Raw genomic sequence first — 19,745 nt, forward strand, 5'->3', positions numbered from 1 at the left:
CGGGCAGCCGCACGCGACCAACGCTGATCCAGGCATGCAGCCAAGGCGGCTGCATCGTTTCACGGCCGCAATCCGGCGATTGACCGGACACACACCAAGGAGACAGGCACATGGCAGATACCCTGATCAAGGTCGATCTCGCGCAATCGGCGTACGAGAACGAACAGGTCCACAACCGCTGGCACCCGGACATTCCCATGGCCTGCTGGGTCAATCCCGGCGACGAGTTCATCCTGGAAACCTATGACTGGACCGGAGGCTTCATCAAGAACAACGAGTCGGCGGATGACGTGCGGGACATCGACCTGTCCATCGTCCACTTTCTCTCCGGGCCGGTGGGCGTGCACGGCGTCAAGCCGGGCGACCTGCTGGTGGTCGACCTGCTGGACGTAGGCGCCAAGGCAGAAAGCCAGTGGGGCTTCAACGGCTTCTTCTCGAAGAGGAACGGCGGCGGGTTCCTGACGGACCATTTCCCGCTGGCGCAGAAGTCCATCTGGGACTTCCATGGTGTCTACACCACTTCGCGCCATGTGCCCGGCGTGGAGTTCGCCGGGCTGATCCATCCCGGGCTGATCGGCTGCCTGCCCGACCCCAAGCTGCTCCATACCTGGAACGAACGCGAAACAGGGCTGATCAAGACCGACCCCGATCGCGTGCCGCCGCTGGCCAACCCGCCGTTTGCCGCGACCGCCCATATGGGCAAGCTCGTTGGGGACGCCGGCAGGCGGGCGGCAGCCGAGGGCGCGCGTACCGTGCCGCCGCGCGAGCATGGCGGCAACTGCGACATCAAGGACCTGTCACGTGGCTCCAAGGTGTACTTCCCGGTGTATGTGGATGGGGCGGGGCTGTCGGTCGGCGATCTGCACTTCAGCCAGGGCGACGGCGAGATTACCTTCTGCGGTGCCATCGAGATGGCGGGGTGGGTGCACATGCGGGTGAACGTGATCAAGGACGGCATGGCGAAGTACGGCATCAAGAACCCCATCTTCAAGCCCAGCCCGATCACGCCGACCTACAACGACTACCTGATCTTCGAGGGTATCTCGGTGGATGAACAAGGCAAGCAGCACTACCTCGATGTGAACGTCGCCTACCGCCAGGCTTGCTTGAACGCGATCGAATACCTGACCAAGTTCGGCTACTCGCGCGCGCAGGCCTACGCCATCCTGGGCACGGCGCCGGTGCAGGGGCATATCAGCGGCGTCGTGGACATCCCCAACTCCTGCGCCACGCTCTGGATACCGACGCAGATCTTCGACTTCGATATCCGGCCGCAGGCCAGTGGGCCCACTGTGCATATCAAGGGCGGTGCCGACGTCCTGCTTTCGCAGGATGTGGCCTGAATGCCGATCTGAGCGCCAGCCAGAGACGTGAAGTCACGGCGGGCGCGGGCTCCCGCTTTCCTCCTCCTTCCCCAAGGGGGCCCGCGCTTGCCACTTTCCACCGAGCGGAGAGACCTGTATGCCAATGTATGAATACGCCTGCGAGGCGTGCGGCAGCTTTACCGCGGTGCGCCGCATCGACGAGCGCGACGCGCCGCAGCCATGCCCCGGCTGCGGCCACGCAGCCCGGCGCCAGGTCACCGCGACCATGCTGGCCCTGATGCCATCGTCCCGCCGCGCCGCGCATGCGGGCAACGAGCGCAGCGCCCACGCGCCATTGAGTTCCCAGGGGCACCGCCATGGGCCAGGTTGTGGCTGTTCGGGCGGCAGCGTCGGCCTGGCCGGCAAGCCCGGCGCGGCCAAGTCCTTTCCTGGCACGCGGCCCTGGATGATCAGCCACTAGGGGACCAGCCCGATGGGAGCCGGGACGATCGCCATCCAGGCTATTCGCCAACGACGATCGAGCCGCGCACCCGGTCCAGCAGCGGCAGCCATGCGCCGCGCGCCGTGTCGCGGCACGAGAGGATGAGCAGCAGTTCCTGGTCCGGCGTATAGATGTCGAAATGCTGGACGAAGATCGTGCCTTGCGCGCCGGTGCGCACGTAGTTGATCGCAATCGCCGGCCAGCCACCGATTTTTTCGATGCGGGGCTCGTCGATGGAGAGCATCTCCCTGCCCGATGTCTTCAGGGAGTCGCGCATCCTGCGTTCGAAGCTCGCGCCATATGCCAGGAGCAGTGACCTGTCGAACCGGCGGACCTGCTCGGGCGTGACCGGCGCTTGCGCCATCGAGTTGACGATCACAGCTGCGTACGGATTCTGCACATTGGAAACGGCATGCAGGAGGTTGACCGTTTGGCCCGGCGGCGCCGGGACGATGGAGACGCCCCCCACCGCGTCCGCGATGGTGCCGTGGGTCCGGCCCTGGGCGCCGGACAGGATGGTCCAGTCCTTGGGAACCTGAACGGCAATCTGCCTGGCGAGCCTGATTTGCACGAAAGGCGCTTGCTCGCCCCCACCGGCCTGGGCGAAGCACGGCGCGAAATTCAGGGCCAGGCCCAGCGCGCAGGCAGCCGCTGCCGCCAGCACAAGCCTGCAGCATTGCGCACGCATGCTCCCTCCGTCGTGATCCCGAACAGAAACAATATAGACGCGAAGCGGCTATCCGGCACGGATCCGGGCGTCGCACCAGCGCCATCGTAGTTGTCCGGCCAGATGTCGGCGTGCACCCGAGTGGCCGCCGCGGCTGGCGGGTCCCATGCGCATGGGACAGGGCAGGGTAGGGCAGGACTCAGCCCGCCACCACATTGCGCGGCGAGCCGGCCGCGAACGCCGCGATATTGTCGATCAGCTGGTCCGCCAGCGCCTGGATGGCCTCCCGGCTCGCCCAGGCCACGTGCGGCGTGAGCAGGAAGGCGGGATGGTCGCGCAGCGCGTGGAACGGGTGGCCGGGGCCGGGCGGCTCCTCGGTGGCTACGTTGAAACCGGCCCCGGACACCTGTCCTTGCCGCAGCGCCTGGACCAGCGCCGCCTCGTCGACCAGCCCGCCACGCGCGGTGTTGATCAGCAGCGGGCGGCGCGTCATCTGCGCGAACTCCTCGCGGCCGATCAGCCCCACGTTGGCGGGGGTCAGCGGGCAGTGCAGCGTGATGATGTCGCTCAGGCGCAGCATGTCCGCGAAGGGCGTGTGTTGCGCGTCGGCGCTGTGCTGGCCCTTGCGGGCGGCGTACAGCACCTTGAGCCCCAGCAGCCGGGCGATCTCGCCCACCGCGCGGCCCAGGGTGCCGCCGCCGACGATGCCGATGGTCGAGCCGGCCAGGTCGTGGATCGGGTAGTCGTGCAAGCAGAACTGCCCCGAGGCCTGCCAGCGGCCCGCGCGCACCGCGTCGCAATAGGCATGCAGGCTGCGGCGCAGCGCGAAGATCAGCGCGAAGGTGTGCTCGGGCACGGTATGCACGGCATAGTTGCGCACGTTCGACACACAGATGCCCCGGGCGGCGCAGGCGTGCAGGTCGACGTGGTCGGTGCCGGTGGCCGCGATCGCTACCAGGCGCAGGCTGGCGGCCTGGCGCAGCACCTCGGCTGGCAGCTTGACCTTGTTGGTGATCACGATCTGCGCGCCGGCGATGCGCGCGGCCACTTCATGCGGCGCGGTGGCGTCAAAGACCGTCAGACGGTGCGCGAACGGCAACGCGCGCAGCACGGTCTCGGGGGCCAGCGTGCCGCGGTCCAGGAAAACGACTTCCGGCGTGGTCTGGGATGGGTTCATGGTGTTTGCCTGTCGGTAAGCCTGTCGGTAAGCCTGGGTGGTGAATGCGCCATGCCGCCGGCCATCGGGCGGCGCGCGCGGACCGGCCATGGTGGCCCCGGGCGCCCAAATTGACAATGCCGTTCTCGTCCACTAGCCTTTCCCGATTCTCAAACCTCGGGGCATGGCTGGATGGCCCTGGCCATCCAGCCGCCATCGATGCCGCCGCCCACCGGACGCTTTCGCGTGATCAATCCCGCCCATCTCGACCTGCAGTCCCTGCGCCTGTTCCTGGTGGTGGCGCAGAGCGGCAGCTTTACCAAGGCCGCCGAGCGCACCCACATGACGCTGTCGGCGCTCAGCCGCCGCGTTGCCGACCTGGAAAAGACCACCGATTGCGCCTTGTTCGTGCGGCTGCCGCGCGGGCTTGAGCTCACCCCGGCCGGCTTTGGGCTGGTCGGCCATGCGCGGGCCGTGCTGGATACCGTGAATCGCCTGGCGGGCGACATGAGCGATTTCGCCATCGGCGTGCGGGGGCATGTGCGCGTGTGGGCCAACACCTCGGCCATCATCCAGTTCATGCCGCGGGACCTGGGCGTGTTCCTGCACGCGCAGCCGCTGATCCGCGTCAGCCTGGAGGAGCGCATGAGCGGCGAGGTGATCGCGGCGGTGGCGGGCGGGCAGGCGGATATCGGTGTGTTTGCCGACAACGTCGCGGCCGGCGCGCTGGAAAAATTCGAGTACCGCCGCGACCGCCTGGTGGTGCTGGTGCCGCCGGATCATCCGTTGGCGGCGCGCGCCGAGGTGGCCTTCGCCGACGCGCTCGAATACGATTTCGTCGGCCTCAACCCGGGCAGCTCGCTGCTGCAGCGGCTGGCCGACGCCTCGGCCGCGCTGGAGCGCGTGCTCAAGCTGCGCGTGCAGGTCAGCAGCTTCGATGCGATCTGCCGCATGATCGAGGCGGGCCTTGGCATCGGGGTCTTGCCAGAGGGCGCCGTGCGCGCCGAGATCCTTGGCGCCGGGTTGCGCGCCATCCGCCTTGCTGATCCGTGGGCCTCGCGCACGCTGTGGCTTGGCGTGAAATCGGCCGCGGCGCTGCAGCCCGAGGCGCGCAAGCTGTTCGATCACCTGCTGGCGCCGCGCTGAGGCGGCCGCTTCAGCCTTGCGCTTTCGGAAAGGGTGCTGACGCATTCCGACATGTTCATCTGCTTGCGCGACTGCCATGATGGCTTCCGGCTAAACCGCAGAGAGAGCAAGCGCGACATGATTGACCACCTCGACCACCTGGTGCTGACCAGCACCGATGCCGGCGCCACCATCGATTTTTATACGCGCGTGCTCGGCATGCAGATGGAGACCTTTGGTGAGAACCGCGTGGCGTTCCGCTTCGGCAACCAGAAGATCAACCTGCACGTGCGCGGCGCGGAGTTCGAGCCGAAGGCGCACCTGCCGGTGCCCGGCGCGTTGGACCTGTGCTTCATCGCGTCGATCCCGCTCGATGCGGTGATCGAGCGGCTGCGCGCCGCCGGCTGGCCCATCGTTGCGGGTCCGGTCGCGCGGACCGGCGCCACGCAGAAGATCCGCTCCGTCTACTTGCGCGATCCGGACCTGAACCTGATCGAGATCTCCGAGCTGGCCGCGCCGTGACCAGCGCGACGGCGTTGAATAACGTGCCGGCGCGAGCGCTGCGCGTGCTGCTCGCGCCCGATTCGTTCAAGGGCAGCCTGGACGCGCCGGCGGTGGCCCGGCATATGGCCGAGGGCATCCGCCATGCGCTGCCGCACGCCGTGGTCACGCAGGTACCGATTGCCGATGGCGGCGAAGGCACGGCCGCCGTGGTGGCCGCGGCATGCGGCGGGCGCTGGCATGCGGTGGACGTGACGGATGCCAACGGCCAGCCGGTGCGCATGCCGTTTGCCGCCTGCGAGAGCGCAGCGCTTGGCGCCTTCGCGATCTTCGATGTGGCGGCGGTGGCCGGCCTCCCCGACGCCGCGGCGGCGCCCGGCGCGCGCACCACGCGCGGGGTGGGGCAGGCCATACGCGGGATTGCCGCGCGAGGTTTCGCCACCATCGTCATTGGCCTGGGCGGCTCCTCGACCAACGATGCCGGCGCCGGCATGCTCTCGGCGCTGGCGTTCGACTTCCTCGATGCCGCGGGCGAGCGCATCGACCCGGTGCCCGACAATCTTGCGTCGATCCGCAGCCTGCGCCCTCGCGTCGATGCGGACCTGCTGCAAGGGCTGCGCCTGGTGGCGCTCACCGATGTCGCCAGCCCGTTGTGCGGGCCGCATGGCGCCAGCATGATGTTTGGCGGGCAAAAAGGCGTGGCGGACCTCGCGCAAGCGGACGAGGTAATCGGCGAGTTCGCGGCCCGTTGCGAGCTGACGCTCGGTTGCCACGCAGCGCAAGCGCAGGGCGCGGGCGCCGCGGGCGGGCTGGGCTTTGCCATGCGGCTGCTTGGCGCGCCATTGCTGCCGGGAGGCCGCTTTATTCTCGATACCGCCGGGTTGGCGACGGTGGACGGGTACGACTGGATCCTGACCGGCGAAGGCCGCTCCGATCGCCAGACCTTGCTTGGCAAAGGCCCGGCGCTAATCGCGGCGCTGGGACGCCGGCACGGCGTGCCCGTGACCTTGCTATCGGGAGCGATTGCCGATGGCGCGCTGCTGCGCGAGGCATTCGATGGCTGCTTCTCGGTGCAGGCCGGCCCTGCGTCGCTGGCCTGGTCGATCGCGCAGGGCGGGGCGCTGCTGGAAGCCGCCGCCGCGCAGCTGGCGCGGCTCTACGCGGCCGCGCGGCGTTCCGCTTAGAAGGACGACCAGTCGGACGCCGAGGCCGGCGCCGCAACAGCACGCGGCGCCACCTGTGCCACCGGTGCGGCGCGGCGCGGCGACGATGCCGCGGGCCGGCTTGCGGCTCGCACGGCATGGGGCACAGCCGCACTCGCCGCACTCGCCGTGCCGGCTACGCCCTGGTTGCCCAGCCGGAACACCGCCACCGTGTCTTTCAGCTTGGCGGCTTGCTCTTCCAGCGATTGCGCCGCCGCCGCCGCTTCCTCCACCAGCGACGCGTTCTGCTGCGTCACTTCATCCATCTGGCTCACCGCGTGCGCGACCTGGTCGATGCCGGCGGTCTGCTCGACGGACGCGGCGGAGATCTCGCCCATGATGTCGGAGACGCGCTGGATGTCGCGGATGATCTCGGTCATGGTCGAGCCCGCCTGGTCCACCAGCGCGGTGCCGGTCGTCACGCGCGCCGAGGATTTGTCGATGAGGTCCTTGATCTCCTTGGCGGCGCTGGAGGAGCGCTGCGCGAGCGAGCGCACCTCGCCGGCGACGACCGCGAAGCCCCGGCCTTGCTCACCGGCGCGCGCCGCTTCCACGGCCGCATTCAGCGCCAGGATGTTGGTCTGGAAGGCGATGCCCTCGATGATGCTGATGATGTCGGCAATGCGGGTTGAGCTCTCGTTGATCTCGCTCATGGTCGCGACCACGTCGCGGATCACCTCGCCGCCGTGATTGGCGGTTTCCGATGCCGTGGCAGACAGCACCGCAGCCTGGCGCGCGTTGTCCGCGTTCTGCTTGACGGTGGTGGTGAGCTCTTCCATGCTGGCCGCGGTTTCTTCGAGCGACGCGGCTTGCTGTTCGGTACGCGACGACAGGTCGATGTTGCCGGCGGCAATCTGCCTGGTGGCCGCCGCGATCGTTTCGCTGCCCGTGCGCACGGACAAGACGGTTTGCGCCAGGCCGTCCTGCATCTTCGCGATGCCCGACAGCAACTGGCCCATTTCATCCTGCGAGTGGATTTCAACGGGGCGGCTCAGGTCGCCCGCGGTGATGTGGCCGAAGTGCGCGAGCGCCGCGTCGAGCGGGCGCGCAATGGCGCGGCGCAGGGCCACCCAGCTATAGATGGCCAGCGCCAGCCCCGCCAGCAGCGCGGCAATGGTGATCGCCCTGAAGGTGGCATAAGACGCCTCGGCGGCCTCATAGCTGCGCTTGGCCAGGGCCGACTGGAACTGGCTGAGCGTTTCGCCGCTGGCTTGCAGCGCGGCGTAATACGGCGTTTGCGCGACCCCCGCCTCGACGATCTTCTGGTGGTCGGCCGACTTGACGGCGGCGGTGAAGGCATCGAGCGCAACGTACAGCGCCTTGCGCTTGGCGATGACATCCTGGGCCAGCCGCTCTTCTTCCGCGTCGCGCGGCAGGGACAGGTAACGCTGCCAGGCGGACTCTGACTGCGCCAGGAATTTCTCCGTGCGGGTCAGCAGTTCGGCAGCGTGGGGAGATTCCGGCTCCATGCCGGCGCTGAACAGCGCCGTGCGGACCCGGCCCAGCCAGATATCGGCCTGCGCGATCGCCATGGCGCTCGGCATCTGGTTGGCATACGTGGCGTGGTTCGCCGCGTTGCTGCGCGACATGCCGAGCAAGCCCAGCGCACCGACGACAAGCAGCAAGACGGAAAGCACGAGCATCGCAATGGCGAGCCGTGCCTTGATGGTTAAGTTGGGGAGCATTGTTTAATCCATGGATTGAGAGGGATCTCAATGCTCGTTTACGGCGACGCCATTTGAAGTTGAAGCAAGGCTTCGATACGCGGGATGTCTGCTACAACCACGAACGCGCGGAGCCAATCGGGCGCGCGCGTGGTGGGTAGCCCCCGGGCAGGCAGGCGGGCGAAGCTGTAGGCCAAACTTGTCTACCAGGGCGAACAGAGATTCCCGCTGCCTGGACAATGACGGCCTCGCGGCTGCCCGCTCGGAACGTGCGGCGAAGCCCGAGGAAGGACGCAGGGGAAACCGCCACGCATGCCTTCAACGGCGCATGCCTTCAACGGCGCATGGCGCGCGTTGGTGCGATTGGCGTAGCCGCCACCATCTCGCGCACCATCGCGCGAAAGCGCATCACGGCTGCCGGCAGCACGCCTTGGCGCATCGCGAGGTGCAGGGGCGCGCTCAGCGGCGGGCTATCGCCCAGCGGGCGATAGACGATATCCTCGCCACCCAGGCGGTGCATGGACGCGGGCACCACGGACACGCCAAGGCCTGCTGCCACCAGGCTCAGCGTGGCCGGCAGGCGCGGTGCTTCCTGCGCCACCAGCGGACTGAAGCCCGCGGCGCGGCAGGCGGTCAGGATCGCGTCATACAAGCCGGGCCCGGCAGGGCGGCGATAGAGAATGAACGGCTCGCGCGCCAGCGCTGACAGCGGCAGCGCGCCGGCCTGCGCCGCCAGCGGATGCCCGGCCGGCAACGCCGCCAGCATCGGCTCGTCCAGCACGGCATCGAGCACCAGCCCGGCGGTGCTGCCCACCGGCGAGCGGACGAACGCGGCGTCCAGCCGCTCGTGCAGGATCGCCTCCACCAGCTCGCTGGTGCCGGCTTCCTCCAGCGTCACGGCAACGCCCGGCACGCTTTCGCGAAACCGGCGCAGCACGGCGGGCACGAAGGGGTGCAGGGCGGCGGAGCTGGTAAAGCCCACCGCCAGCCGCCCTTGCTCCCCGGCCGCGGCGCGGCGCACCACATCGGCCACGCCTTCGGCGCGGGCCAGCACGGCGCGGGCCTCTTCCAGCAACGCCAGGCCGGCCTCTGTCGGGCGCACGCCGCGCGGCAGGCGGCGCATCAGCAAAACACCAAGCTCCTCCTCCAGCCCGCGCAACAGGCGCGTGAGCGGCGGCTGCTGCATGCCCAGGCGCTCGGCGGCGCGGGTGACGTGGCCTTCCTCGGCCAGGACGACGAAGGCGCGCAGCCGGCGTAGCTCAATCATTGCCATACTCTCAGGGTATTGAAAACGTGCTCAATATGCATTGGAAATCATAGCAGTTCGGCTCTATCCTGACGGCATGCATCGGGCATCCACGGAGCACGGCCATGCAAGAACAAGATCTGGGCAAGGACGACGACAAGGACAACGACAAGGACGCCGATCTTCCCGCGTCGTCGCACCCGGGCAACCTGCTTGCGTTCCTGGCGTGGCTAGACGCCACGCCGCGCACCTTCGCCGACACCATGGAGGCATGGCGCACGTCCTGCCCACGCCTGTCCGCGTGGGAGGATGCGACGACGGCCGGCCTGGTGGGCATGGCGTCCCGGCCCGGCGTGCCGCGCGCGCAGGCCATCGTCGCGCTGACCGCCAAGGGCAGGGCCGCGTTGCGGCAAACCAGGCAGGCTGCGGCGCCAAATGCTCCAGATGCACTAGATGCGCTAGATGCGCTAGATGCGCCAGAGGCGCCCGATCTTCCGAGGCACCAGAACCGAACCCGCAAAGGAGCAGCAATGACTTGGTCAGCCAAGCAATACGTGAAATTCGAGAACGAACGTACCCGCCCGGTGCGCGACCTGCTGGCCGCGGTGCCGGGGCGCGAGCCGCGCGTCGCGGTGGACATCGGCTGCGGTCCGGGCAACTCGACCGAAGTGCTGGCCGCCTGCTTTCCCGGCGCGAGCGTGACCGGGCTGGACAGCTCGGCCGACATGGTCGAAGCCGCGCGCAAGCGGTTGCCTGGATTGCGGTTCGAGGTAAGCCGCATCGAAACCTGGTACGACCCGGGCCCCTACGACGTGATCCTCGCCAACGCCGTGCTGCAATGGCTGCCCGACCACGGCCGCCTGCTGCCCGCGCTTGCCGCGAAGCTGGCGCCCGGCGGCAGCCTCGCAATCCAGGTGCCCGACACGCTGGACACGCCCGCGCACCGCCTGATGCGCGAAGTCGCCGCCGACGGCCCGTGGGCCGGTAAGCTGGCCGCCGCTTCGCAGGCGCGTACCGGGCTGCAGGGCGCTGGCTGGTACTACGAACTGCTGCGCACGCATTGCGCAGCGGTCGATGTCTGGCACACCACCTACCACCACGCGCTGGCCGGTGGCCCGGCGGCGATTGTCGAGTGGTTCAAGGGCACCGGCCTGCGCCCCTTCCTGGACCCGCTGGATGAAGCCGAGCGCGCGGCTTACCTGGTGCGCTACACCGCGGAAGTGGCGCGCGCCTATCCGCCGATGGCGGACGGCACGGTGCTGCTGCCGTTCCCGCGGTTCTTCATCGTGGCCACGCGCTGACGGGCGGGGCCGGGGATTGTTTCAGGCGCTGGCTGTGAGCGCGCTGACGTCCATCACGTACATCTGCCGTTCGCCGTCATGGATCGAGTCAATGCAGGCGTGGCGGCCGTCGCGGCTCCAGCGCGGATGCAGGTCGCAGCGGTTCTCTTTCTTCAGGCCCGGGTCCGTGTAGAAGCTGCCCAGGTCGTGGCGCAGGCCGGTGGCCACGTCGTAGAGAAAGAGGATCCGCTCGTTGGTGGCACTGTCTGGATAGGTGTCGCTGAGCAACCAGTTGCGCGCCACCGGCGAGAACGTCATGTGGCCGTTTTCGGTCAGCACGCCCTTACCGACGACCTGCACCTCGCCGCCCACGCTGTCGTGATAGAGGTGGTAATGGATGCTGCCGGCGTGCGGCCCCCACACGATGATGTGTTCGTCATCCCGCCACAGCGGATGCGAGATCTGGTACTCGGACTTCTCGTAGTCGAACGTGCCGACCGCGTTGGGATCGAAATCCTCCGCGAGCTGCGGCAGCGGATGGTCGGAGCACTCCAGCAGGCGCAGGTCGGAGCCGTCCGGATTGACCGTGATGAGCCGGTGCAGGAAGCACGTCTCGTCCTTGACGCGCTCGGTCCAGCGGTGCAGCAGCAGCACGCGCGACGAGCCCGGATTGATCTCGATATGGCTGACCCAGTGGATGGCCTTGTCCATCGAGGCCTTCGGGTGGAAGTTGCGCAGGTCCTGGTAGCTCAGCACCAGGCGCGTCTCGCCGGTACGCAGGTCCATGTAGTGGATGCCGTCGTTTGCCGGCGCGTTGGGCAGAGGCGGTTGTGGCGTCGCGTCGCTGTAGCCGATGGTCTGGTGCGTCATGTACAGGCGGCGGTAATTCACGCAAAGGCTGTACTCGCTGCTCGGCGCGACCACATACACGGGCATGGGCAGCGTCTTGTCTTCGCCCGTCTCCACGTTGTGCAACGTTGCGCCTAAGTGCGGATAAATGGCCGACGCGTCGTCCGTCCGGCAGTTGTAGATGAGCTGCCTGCCGGGCGCGCCATCCAGCCACTGCAGTTGCGCTCCCATCTGCCAGTTCCAGGCGGTGGTCTGGCCTACGCGGTGGAAGCGGTCGCCGTCCTGCAGGTCGAAGAAGCCGATCTCGGCCACCAGGTCCGGTGTCAGTTCGGCGTCGGCCATCGGCACGCGCTGCGCCAGCACGTAGCGCTGGCTGCGGTCCCAGGTGCTCTTGTTGTAGTAGCCGAAGAAATGGTGGAGGCCGTCCGCGCCCAGCCGCCGGTAGGGCTGCGGGCTGGCAATGATGCGTGAGGAATGCATGAGGCTGGGTTTCCGTTGAGACTGGGTGTGCTGGTGCAAGGCGGGTTTGCCGCCTTGGTATTGCGCGGCTTTACTCCGTGTTATTCCGCGCTGATCTTGCCCTTGGCGATGACCTGGTCCCAGCGCGCTTTTTCCGTCGCGATAAAGCGCTGCGCGGCGTCGCGGGTGTTGGCCACGGGGGTCATGCCTTGCTCCTGCAGACCCTGGCGGAACTCGGGCGTGGCGACGATCTGCCGGATATCGGCGTTGAGCTTGTCGGCGATCGCGTCCGGCACCTTGGCGCTGACGGCCACCGTGGTCCAGGACGTTGCCACGAAGCCGGGATAGCCGGACTCCGCCGCCGTCGGCACGCCGGGCAGCGCGGGCGAGCGCACCTTGCCGGTCACGGCCAGCGCCTTGAGCTTGCCCGAGCGGATGTAGGACAGCGTGGTCGGCGGGTTCTCGAACATCATGTCGATCTGGCCGCCCAGCAGGTCGGTCATGGCCGCCGCGCTGCCTTTGTAAGGCACATGGACCAGCGGCGCGCCGGCGTTGAGCTTGAAGAGCTCGCCCATCATATGGACCGAGGACCCGACACCCGCCGAGCCGAATGTCATCGTGTCCGGGCGCTGGCGCGCGGCCGCTGCCAGCTGCTGCAGGTTGCTGGCGGGCACCTTCGGGTTCACCACGACCACGTGCGGCATCTCAGCCAGCACGGTGACGATCTTCAGGTCCGTGGCCGGGTTGTAGTTGAGCTTCTTGTAGGTGTTGTATGTGGCGTGCAGGCCGATGGAGCCAAGCAGCAGGGTGTAGCCGTCGGCAGGTGCATCGACCACGGCCTTGCCGCCGATATGGCCTCCCGCGCCCGGGCGGTTTTCCACCACCACGGATTGTTTGTAGAGCCGGCCCAGGCGGTCTGCCAGCATGCGGCCCTGCATGTCGGAGCTGCCGCCAGCGCTGAACGGCACGATGATGCGAATGGTCCTGTCGGGGTATCCCTGCTGGGCGAACGCGCTGCCCGCGAAGGTGGCGCCTAGGACGGCCGCGGCTACGCAGGATTTCCAGCCATGCTTGAACAGCAACTTTCGCAATTTCCGCTTCATCGGTGTGTTCTCCCTCATTTTTGACCACCAGGCCCGGCTATCGGCGGCGGCGTTCGTCTTGATCGTGCGGCGAGTGTAGGGGGGCGACCTTATTCTGAATAATGCTTTATCGGGAGGGGGCTATGCAGCCGTGATATATCCTCCCGATCTGATCGATCGTGACGTTTCCCATGCCCAGACCCCTGAATTTCCGTGAAATCGAAGCCTTCCGGGCGGTGATGCTCACCGGCACCACCACCGCCGCCGCCGTGATGCTGCACACGACCCAGCCGTCGGTGAGCCGGCTGCTGGCCCAGATGCAGGCCGCGGCGGAGCTCAAGCTGTTCGATATACAGAAGGGGCGGCTACGCCCCACGCAGGAAGCGCGCCGCTTGTTTGAGACGGTGCAGCATCACTTCATGGGGCTGGCAAGGATCGAGCAGGACGTGGCGGTGCTGCGTAAGTCGGGCACCGGCGTACTGCGCATCGGCTGTACACCATCTCTCGGGCTGGGCGTGATGCCGCAAGTGGTCGGCGAGTTCTCGCGCCGCCACGCCGATGTGCATGTCAACCTGCAGACGGTAGGCGGGCACCATCTGCGCGAGGGCCTGCTCAATGGTCAGTATGACCTGGTGCTGTCCACCAGCCATCTCGACGATCCCCACTTCGATGTGCGGGTCATGCATCGCACCAGCGCCGTTTGCGTCATGCATCCCGGTCACGCGCTGGCCGGGCGCGGCACGATTCACGTGCGCGACCTGCAGGGCCAGTTCCTGCTCACCCTGAACGCCGATGACGAACTACACGTGGCGTTTCTGCGCGGCATGCGGCAGTGGCAGGTGGAGCCATCGGCCACCATCGAGACCACTTACTCCGGCACGATCTGCAGCATGGCGGCTGAGGGGGCCGGCATCGGCATCGTGAACCCGTACGTGGCCGAGGTATTCGCGCATGGGCTGCGCGTGCTGCCGCTGCTGCCGGCTTGCCCGGTGGAAGTGCGCATGGCGCTGTCCAGCCAGTCGGCCAGCTCCGCAATTACCGAGGAATTCGCCGCGCTGCTGGAGACTCGCTTTGCAGCGCGCGACGCGCGCTGATCCGGCCAGGCTCAGGCCTTGCGCAGGTAGCAGGCCTTGAGCATGAAGCTGCCGGCGTCCATCTTGCAATCGACCTCGTGGTCGCCGCCCACCAGCCGGATGCTCTTGACCTTGGTGCCCATCTTCAGCGTGATGGATGAGCCCTTGACCTTCAGGTCCTTGATCAGCACCACGGCGTCGCCGTCGTTCAGCACGGCGCCGTTGGCATCTTTCACCACGGCCTGGGCGCTGTCATCGTCCTGCGCGGCGGCCACCATGGCCCACTCATGGCCGCAGTCGGCGCAGACGTAGTTGTCGCCGTCGGGGTAGGTGTTTTCCAGGGCGCATTGGGGGCAGGCGGGGATGGTGGGCATGACGGCTTCCGGTTGCTTGAGGCTTGAGATTTTTGGGGGCTAGAGTATAGCGGGCGGGGCGGCGTTGCCGCCCAAAGCCGCTTAGCCTTTCCAGCGGCCGTGTTACTCCGGCGCGCCGCGAGGCGCGACGCGCAGGACGTTCGTGCGCCAGGCCGGCCTAGTTGCCGTGGCTGGCGTCCTTCGCATCGCGCAATGCCAGAGCCTGGCGGTTGCGTGCGCTGCCGCCGCGCCGACGGTCCGCCAGCGGCAGGCCGCCGCGCGCGGCCATCTGCCGGGAGCGCTGCTCCAGCCGCATCAGCATGTCATCCAGTTGCGCGACTTCCTTGTCCTCGAGTGCATCCAGCAGTTCAAGGTTGACCTGTTTCGTCAGCGGGAAGATCTCGGCGTACAGGGCCTCGCCCGCAGCGGTCGGCGCCAGCGTGACCTGCCGTGCATCACCGGGCCGCGCCACCCGGCTGATCAGCTTCTTGTCCACCAACACCGTGATCGTGCGCGAGGCGCGGGGACGGTCCAGGTGGGCCAGTTGCGCCAGCTCGGACGAGCTCATCGCACCGTGCGCGGCGAGCAGCGCCAGCAGGCGCCATTCCCTGCGGGTGATGCCGAATTGCCCTTCGCAATAGCGGATCACGATGCCACCGGCATCCGCCAGCAGGCAGCTCAGCCGGTAGAGGAAGAGGTCTTCGATCGATTGTGGCTGGTTCAGGCGATCTACGGCTGGATTGGAAGCTGGCATGGGGGCGGCCCAGATGAATCGAATCATAGGTTCGTGATCGCGCGGCCTGGCAAGGAGGCGCGCGGGAAGCTGCATTACAGGCCTGCGGCGTCACGGCGTCAAGAAATGCAATGAATGCGGCGCGCTGCGCAAGGGCCTGACGGTGCAGCCGGTCATGGCATAGGCCTTGGAAACGCCGTTCATCGTCAGCGTGCGCGCCGCCAGGCGCGGCTCGACCGCGGCGATGGTATGGACGCGCGCGCCGTCAAACATCAGGTGCTCGTCGATGTCATCCGACAGGATCAGCACGTGCGGGTGCGCCAGCCGCATCTCGGCAAGCGCCGCCAGCTCGCCGTGCGTGTAGACCGCGCCTGTGAGGTTGGATGGCGAATTCAGGATGAGCCAGTGCGTCCTCGGGCCGATTACCCTGGGGAGGGCGGCCGGCGATGGGGGCGCTCATCGGACAGACCCGCGCGGGCCGTATCGAGAAGGATCGTGCCTGGCTTGCGCGGCGCGAGGCATCGCGTCCAACCTGTCCATCCGGGCGTGGCCGGTTGGCCGCGATGGACTGGCGATGGGGCCGGAAATGATTGAAATGATTGATTAGAACAATCGACGGCATGGCAAGTAGAGTTGTCCGGCATGACGGCGCCGTGAGGCGCCGCAGTGCGAGTGCATGCATAACAAAACAACGGAGACCACGCCATGTTCCATCGCCTTGCCGCCCCATTGCGGGCCGCAACCCTTGCGCTCCTGCTCTGCGCGCCGGGACTCGCCGCGCACGCCCAGGAGCGCTATCCGGCCAAGCCGGTGCGCTTCGTCAACTCGTTTCCGCCCGGCGGCCCGTCAGATTTGCTGGCCCGTTCAGTGGCCGAGGTGCTGCAGGGCGAGCTTAAGCAGGCCTTTGTGGTCGAGAACAAGCCGGGGGCGGGCGGCAACCTGGGCGCAGGCGCGGTGGCCAAGAGCCCGGCCGATGGCTACGCGGTGCTGTTCGGCATCGATACCACCTTTACCGTCAATCCGCATATCTACAGCACCATGCCGTTCCGGCCCGGCGAGCTCAAGCCCTTGATGATACTGGCCAGTTCGGGTTTGCTGGTAGGCGCGTCGCCGTCGTCGGGCATCGCTTCCTTGCCGGACCTGGTCAAGCAGGCCAAGGAGAAGCGCCTGAACTTCAGCTCCGGCGGCAGCGGCAGTCCGGGCCACCTGGCCATCGAGGAGTTCCAGCGTGCCACCGGCCTCAAGCTGAACCATGTGCCTTACAAGGGAAGCACGCCGGCGGTGACCGCGGTGGTGGGCAGCGAGGTGGATGGCGGCATCCTGGCCACGCCCAGCATGCTGCCCTTCGTCAATGCGGGCAAGGTGACGGCGCTGGCGGTGACCAGCCACCAGCGCTCGCGGCTGGCGCCGGGCATTGCAACCGTGGCAGAACTCGGCATGAAGGCGCTGGAGCATGAGGTACTGTATGTGGCGATGGTGCCGGCGGCCACGCCGGAGGCGGTGGTGCGCGTGCTCGAGCGCGCCATCGCCGCCGCGCTGGTGCGGCCCGATGTGCAGGCTCGCATGCAGGCGCTGGACCTGCAGCCCGAAGGCATCACCGGCGCGGCGGCAGCGCGGCGGTTGTCGGACCTGTCCGAGCGATATCGTCAACTCATCGTTGCCACCGGCATGAAAGTCGAATGAAAGCGAACCTGATCTATATCGTCGCCGACGATCTCGGCTATGCGGACCTGGGCTGCTATGGCGGACGCGAGCCGGTGTCGCCGGTGCTCGACAGCCTGGCCGCCAACGGCCTGATGCTGACGCAGGGCTATGCCAACTCGCCGGTGTGCTCTCCCACGCGTTTTGCACTGATGACGGCGCGTTACCAGTACCGGCTGCGCGGCGCGGCCGAGGAGCCGATCAACAGCAAAAGCCGTGGCAGCAACACGCTGGGCTTGCCGCCGGCGCATCCCACCTTGCCCTCGCTGCTGCGGGCGCAGGGCTACCGCACGGCGCTGATCGGCAAATGGCACCTGGGCTTCGCGCCGGCGTTCGGGCCGCTGCTGTCGGGCTATCAGGCGTTTTTTGGCCCCATGGCGGGCGGTGTCGATTACTTCACGCATTGCGATTCCAGCGGCCGTCACGATCTGTGGCACAACGAGGTGGAACACCAGGAACCCGGCTACCTGACTGATCTGCTGTCGCGGCGCGCGGTGGATTACGTGACGCGCATGAGTGGGGAGGGCGCGCCGTTTTTCCTGAGCCTGCATTACACCGCGCCGCACTGGCCGTGGGAAACCCGCGACGACGCCGCGCTGRCGCAGCAGGTCAGCAACAACCTGTTCCATCTCGACGGCGGCAACATCCACACCTACCGGCGGATGATCAGCCACATGGACGAGGGCATCGGCTGGCTGGTGGAAGCGCTGCGCCAGCTCGGTCAGCTCGATAACACGCTGATCGTCTTCACCAGCGACAACGGCGGTGAGCGCTTCTCGGACAACTGGCCGCTGGTGGGCGGCAAGATGGACCTGACCGAGGGCGGCATCCGCGTGCCATGGATCGCGCACTGGCCCGCGATGATCGCGCCGGGCGGCACCAGCGCGCAGCACTGCATGACGATGGACTGGTCGGCCACGATGCTGGATGCGGCGGGTGTGCAGGCCGATCCTGGCTACCCGCTGGACGGCGTGTCTCTGATGCCGTTGCTGCGCGATGCGGCGCACCGCTTCCACCGCCCGTTGCACTGGCGCATGAACCACCGCGACCAGCGCGCGCTGCGCGACGGCGACTGGAAGTATCTGCAGGTGGACGGACACGAGTACCTGTTCGATCTCAGCCGCGATGAGCGCGAGCGCGCCAACCTGGCAAAACGCGAGCCCCAGCGGCTGGCGGCGATGCGCGAGGCTTGGCTGGCGTGGAATGCGGGCATGCCGCCGATTCCGGAGGATGCCACAGTCAGCCTGGGGTATTCGGCGACGGATATGCCGCAGCGGTAACGACCCGGCCGAGGCCCCGATCCACACCTTGGCGCCTTGGTGTATCGTTGAAGATTGCGCGAAACGCGGCAATCTTCAACGGGAATACATCGAATGCTGACGATCTGGGGCCGTGCGAATTCGGTCAATGTGCAAAAGGTACTGTGGGGTTGCGAAGAACTTGGCGTGCCGTTCCGGCGGATCGACGCCGGCATGCAGTTCGGCGGCAACAACGAGCCCGACTATCTCGCCATGAATCCCAACGGGCGCATCCCGACGATCATCGATGGCGATTTTGTGCTGTGGGAGTCGAATTCCATCCTGCGCTACCTCGCCATGGAGTACGGCAAGGCAGGTGCGCTGTACCCGGCGGGGCCTAAGGCGCGTGCCAGCGTGGACCGCTGGCTGGACTGGGCACTGTCGACCTTGCAGCCGGCGGAACGGCCGGTCTTCTGGGGCTTTGTGCGCACGCCCGCCGCCGAACGCGATGTGGCTCGCCTGACCGCTGACGCCGGCGTGGTGGCAGGGTTGTGGCGTTTGCTCGACCAGCACCTGGAAGGCCGCGACTATATGGAAGGCGGCGTCTTCACGCTGGCCGACCTGGTGCTGGGCGCCTACGCACGCCGCTGGTTCGGCCTGGACGCCCGGATCGATCGCCCCGCGCTGCCCAATCTCGAACGCTGGTATGCGCGTGTGGGCGAGCGCGCCGGTTTCCGCCAGTACGTTGCAGCGCCCTTGAGCTGAGCCTGGATCCCCTCATCACGAACCGATATCCATGACTATCACCCTGCACACCTGGAACACGCCGAACGGGCGCAAGATCAGCGTCGCGCTCGAGGAAATGGCGCTGCCTTATGCTGTCAAGACGGTCAATATCACCAAGGGCGAGCAGCACCAGCCGGATTTCCTGCGCATCAGCCCCAACAACCGGATTCCGGCCATCGTCGATGCGGATGGCCCCGATGGACAGCCGATCAGCGTCTTCGAATCCGGCGCGATCCTGCTTTACCTAGCCGAGAAGACCGGCAAGTTCCTGCCCGCCAGCCTGCGTGACCGCGTGCCGGTGCTGGAGTGGCTGATGTGGCAGATGGGTGGCTTCGGGCCCATGCCGGGCCAGGTGCATCACTTCCGCACGGTCGAGGCGGAGGCCGACCGGCACTATGGGCTCAAGCGCTATTCGGAAGAAACGCGGCGCCTTTACGGCGTGCTGGACCGGCGCCTGGCGGAGGTGGAATACGTGGCCGGCGAGCTGTCCGTGGCGGATTTCGCGATCCTGGGCTGGGCCTGGCGCCACGAGCGCCATCAGGTCTCGCTGGAGCAGTTTCCGAATGTCAGGCGCTGGTACGACGCCCTGTTCGCGCGTCCCGGCGTGCAGCGCGGCTTTGCGGTCAAGCTGGATGACCTGGCTTGACGCTGGCAAATCCCTACAAGCGCCATACATCGGCCGCCCACCTTTGCACTACCTTCGCACTACCTTTGCACAAACCGGACGCCCATTTGACATGGGTCAAGAACCAAAATGGTGCCGCCCGCTAATATGATTTCCGTCATGGAGATGCGGGGGCGCTCTTCATGACTTGTCTACCCGT

At 67.3% G+C, this 19,745-nt stretch carries 19 protein-coding genes and 1 pseudogene; 11 read left to right on the forward strand and 9 right to left on the reverse strand.

All coding sequences use genetic code 11. The features are described 5' to 3' along the window. Nucleotides 1–110: 110 nt before the first annotated feature. Entirely contained in the window at nucleotides 111–1,343 is a 1,233-nt protein-coding gene (gene fmdA, locus AB4061_RS01125) for a formamidase (protein WP_441630136.1), read from the forward strand. Between the two features lie 118 nt (nucleotides 1,344–1,461). Next, nucleotides 1,462–1,785: an FmdB family zinc ribbon protein gene (locus tag AB4061_RS01130; protein ID WP_441630138.1), complete on the forward strand. Its 324-nt coding sequence runs from the start codon at nucleotides 1,462–1,464 to the stop codon at nucleotides 1,783–1,785. A 40-nt stretch (nucleotides 1,786–1,825) separates the two neighbouring features. Here the strand turns inward: AB4061_RS01130 and AB4061_RS01135 are convergent, their stop codons facing one another. Next, a complete protein-coding gene (locus tag AB4061_RS01135) occupies nucleotides 1,826–2,494 on the reverse strand; it encodes a hypothetical protein (protein ID WP_441630140.1) in 669 nt (222 codons plus the stop codon). Nucleotides 2,495–2,672: 178 nt separating this feature from the next. Then, nucleotides 2,673–3,650, reverse strand: coding sequence for a D-2-hydroxyacid dehydrogenase (locus tag AB4061_RS01140; RefSeq protein ID WP_441630141.1), 978 nt, complete (start codon nucleotides 3,648–3,650; stop codon nucleotides 2,673–2,675). Nucleotides 3,651–3,875: 225 nt separating this feature from the next. Between AB4061_RS01140 and AB4061_RS01145 the strand changes: the two genes are divergently transcribed. From AB4061_RS01145 to AB4061_RS01155, 3 genes are all read left to right on the forward strand, one after another. Beyond that, entirely contained in the window at nucleotides 3,876–4,775 is a 900-nt protein-coding gene (locus AB4061_RS01145; RefSeq protein ID WP_441630442.1) for a LysR family transcriptional regulator, read from the forward strand. A gap of 117 nt (nucleotides 4,776–4,892) precedes the next feature. Beyond that, complete coding sequence (locus tag AB4061_RS01150) at nucleotides 4,893–5,276, forward strand: VOC family protein (RefSeq protein ID WP_441630143.1); 384 nt, start codon at nucleotides 4,893–4,895, stop codon at nucleotides 5,274–5,276. Continuing rightward, nucleotides 5,273–6,439, forward strand: a complete 1,167-nt coding sequence (locus AB4061_RS01155) for a glycerate kinase (protein WP_441630145.1) — start codon at nucleotides 5,273–5,275, stop codon at nucleotides 6,437–6,439. Before AB4061_RS01150 ends, AB4061_RS01155 begins: the two co-directional genes overlap by 4 nt. Here AB4061_RS01155 and AB4061_RS01160 read toward each other — a convergent pair. Continuing rightward, nucleotides 6,436–8,142 carry a methyl-accepting chemotaxis protein gene (locus AB4061_RS01160; RefSeq protein ID WP_441630147.1) on the reverse strand — a complete coding sequence of 569 codons (1,707 nt, stop codon included), beginning with the start codon at nucleotides 8,140–8,142 and terminating at the stop codon, nucleotides 6,436–6,438. The genes AB4061_RS01155 and AB4061_RS01160 overlap by 4 nt on opposite strands. A 313-nt stretch (nucleotides 8,143–8,455) precedes the next feature. Continuing rightward, on the reverse strand, nucleotides 8,456–9,394 hold the full coding sequence (locus tag AB4061_RS01165; protein WP_441630148.1) for a LysR substrate-binding domain-containing protein: 939 nt from the start codon (nucleotides 9,392–9,394) through the stop codon (nucleotides 8,456–8,458). A 503-nt stretch (nucleotides 9,395–9,897) separates the two neighbouring features. On the opposite strand from AB4061_RS01165, the gene tam reads away from it, so the two are divergent. Then, nucleotides 9,898–10,668 carry a trans-aconitate 2-methyltransferase gene (gene tam, locus AB4061_RS01170; RefSeq protein ID WP_441630444.1) on the forward strand — a complete coding sequence of 257 codons (771 nt, stop codon included), beginning with the start codon at nucleotides 9,898–9,900 and terminating at the stop codon, nucleotides 10,666–10,668. Nucleotides 10,669–10,689: 21 nt separating this feature from the next. On the opposite strand, the gene AB4061_RS01175 is transcribed toward tam, so the two are convergent. Both AB4061_RS01175 and AB4061_RS01180 read right to left on the reverse strand, forming a co-directional pair. After that, nucleotides 10,690–11,976 carry a hypothetical protein gene (locus tag AB4061_RS01175; protein ID WP_441630150.1) on the reverse strand — a complete coding sequence of 429 codons (1,287 nt, stop codon included), beginning with the start codon at nucleotides 11,974–11,976 and terminating at the stop codon, nucleotides 10,690–10,692. Between the two features lie 80 nt (nucleotides 11,977–12,056). After that, nucleotides 12,057–13,058, reverse strand: coding sequence for a Bug family tripartite tricarboxylate transporter substrate binding protein (locus AB4061_RS01180; RefSeq protein ID WP_441630152.1), 1,002 nt, complete (start codon nucleotides 13,056–13,058; stop codon nucleotides 12,057–12,059). A 170-nt stretch (nucleotides 13,059–13,228) separates the two neighbouring features. Here AB4061_RS01180 and AB4061_RS01185 point away from each other — a divergent pair, with 170 nt between their 5' ends. Further along, entirely contained in the window at nucleotides 13,229–14,131 is a 903-nt protein-coding gene (locus AB4061_RS01185; RefSeq protein WP_441630154.1) for a LysR family transcriptional regulator, read from the forward strand. 11 nt (nucleotides 14,132–14,142) lie between these two features. Here the strand turns inward: AB4061_RS01185 and AB4061_RS01190 are convergent, their stop codons facing one another. The 3 genes and pseudogenes from AB4061_RS01190 to AB4061_RS01200 form a co-directional block, all read right to left on the reverse strand. Next, nucleotides 14,143–14,484, reverse strand: a complete 342-nt coding sequence (locus tag AB4061_RS01190) for a zinc ribbon domain-containing protein YjdM (RefSeq protein WP_043347137.1) — start codon at nucleotides 14,482–14,484, stop codon at nucleotides 14,143–14,145. A gap of 157 nt (nucleotides 14,485–14,641) precedes the next feature. Next, nucleotides 14,642–15,217, reverse strand: a complete 576-nt coding sequence (locus AB4061_RS01195) for a MarR family winged helix-turn-helix transcriptional regulator (RefSeq protein ID WP_441630156.1) — start codon at nucleotides 15,215–15,217, stop codon at nucleotides 14,642–14,644. Between the two features lie 147 nt (nucleotides 15,218–15,364). Continuing rightward, nucleotides 15,365–15,619: pseudogene (locus AB4061_RS01200) on the reverse strand (aminotransferase class I/II-fold pyridoxal phosphate-dependent enzyme); the annotation flags it as partial. A 282-nt stretch (nucleotides 15,620–15,901) separates the two neighbouring features. Here AB4061_RS01200 and AB4061_RS01205 point away from each other — a divergent pair. The 4 genes from AB4061_RS01205 to AB4061_RS01220 all read left to right on the forward strand — a co-directional run bounded on the left by AB4061_RS01205 (nucleotide 15,902) and on the right by AB4061_RS01220 (nucleotide 19,567). Further along, nucleotides 15,902–16,879, forward strand: coding sequence for a Bug family tripartite tricarboxylate transporter substrate binding protein (locus tag AB4061_RS01205; protein ID WP_441630158.1), 978 nt, complete (start codon nucleotides 15,902–15,904; stop codon nucleotides 16,877–16,879). After that, on the forward strand, nucleotides 16,876–18,177 hold the full coding sequence (locus AB4061_RS01210; protein ID WP_441630160.1) for a sulfatase family protein: 1,302 nt from the start codon (nucleotides 16,876–16,878) through the stop codon (nucleotides 18,175–18,177). Before AB4061_RS01205 ends, AB4061_RS01210 begins: the two co-directional genes overlap by 4 nt. Before the next feature lie 93 nt (nucleotides 18,178–18,270). Next, nucleotides 18,271–18,900: a glutathione S-transferase family protein gene (locus tag AB4061_RS01215; protein WP_441630162.1), complete on the forward strand. Its 630-nt coding sequence runs from the start codon at nucleotides 18,271–18,273 to the stop codon at nucleotides 18,898–18,900. A gap of 31 nt (nucleotides 18,901–18,931) precedes the next feature. Next, the gene (locus AB4061_RS01220) at nucleotides 18,932–19,567 is read left to right on the forward strand and encodes a glutathione S-transferase family protein (protein WP_441630164.1); all 636 of its coding nucleotides are present in this window, start codon (nucleotides 18,932–18,934) and stop codon (nucleotides 19,565–19,567) included. Nucleotides 19,568–19,745: the final 178 nt, after the last annotated feature.

The organism is Cupriavidus sp. YAF13 (assembly GCF_052113425.1).
Classification (GTDB): Bacteria; Pseudomonadota; Gammaproteobacteria; order Burkholderiales; family Burkholderiaceae; genus Cupriavidus.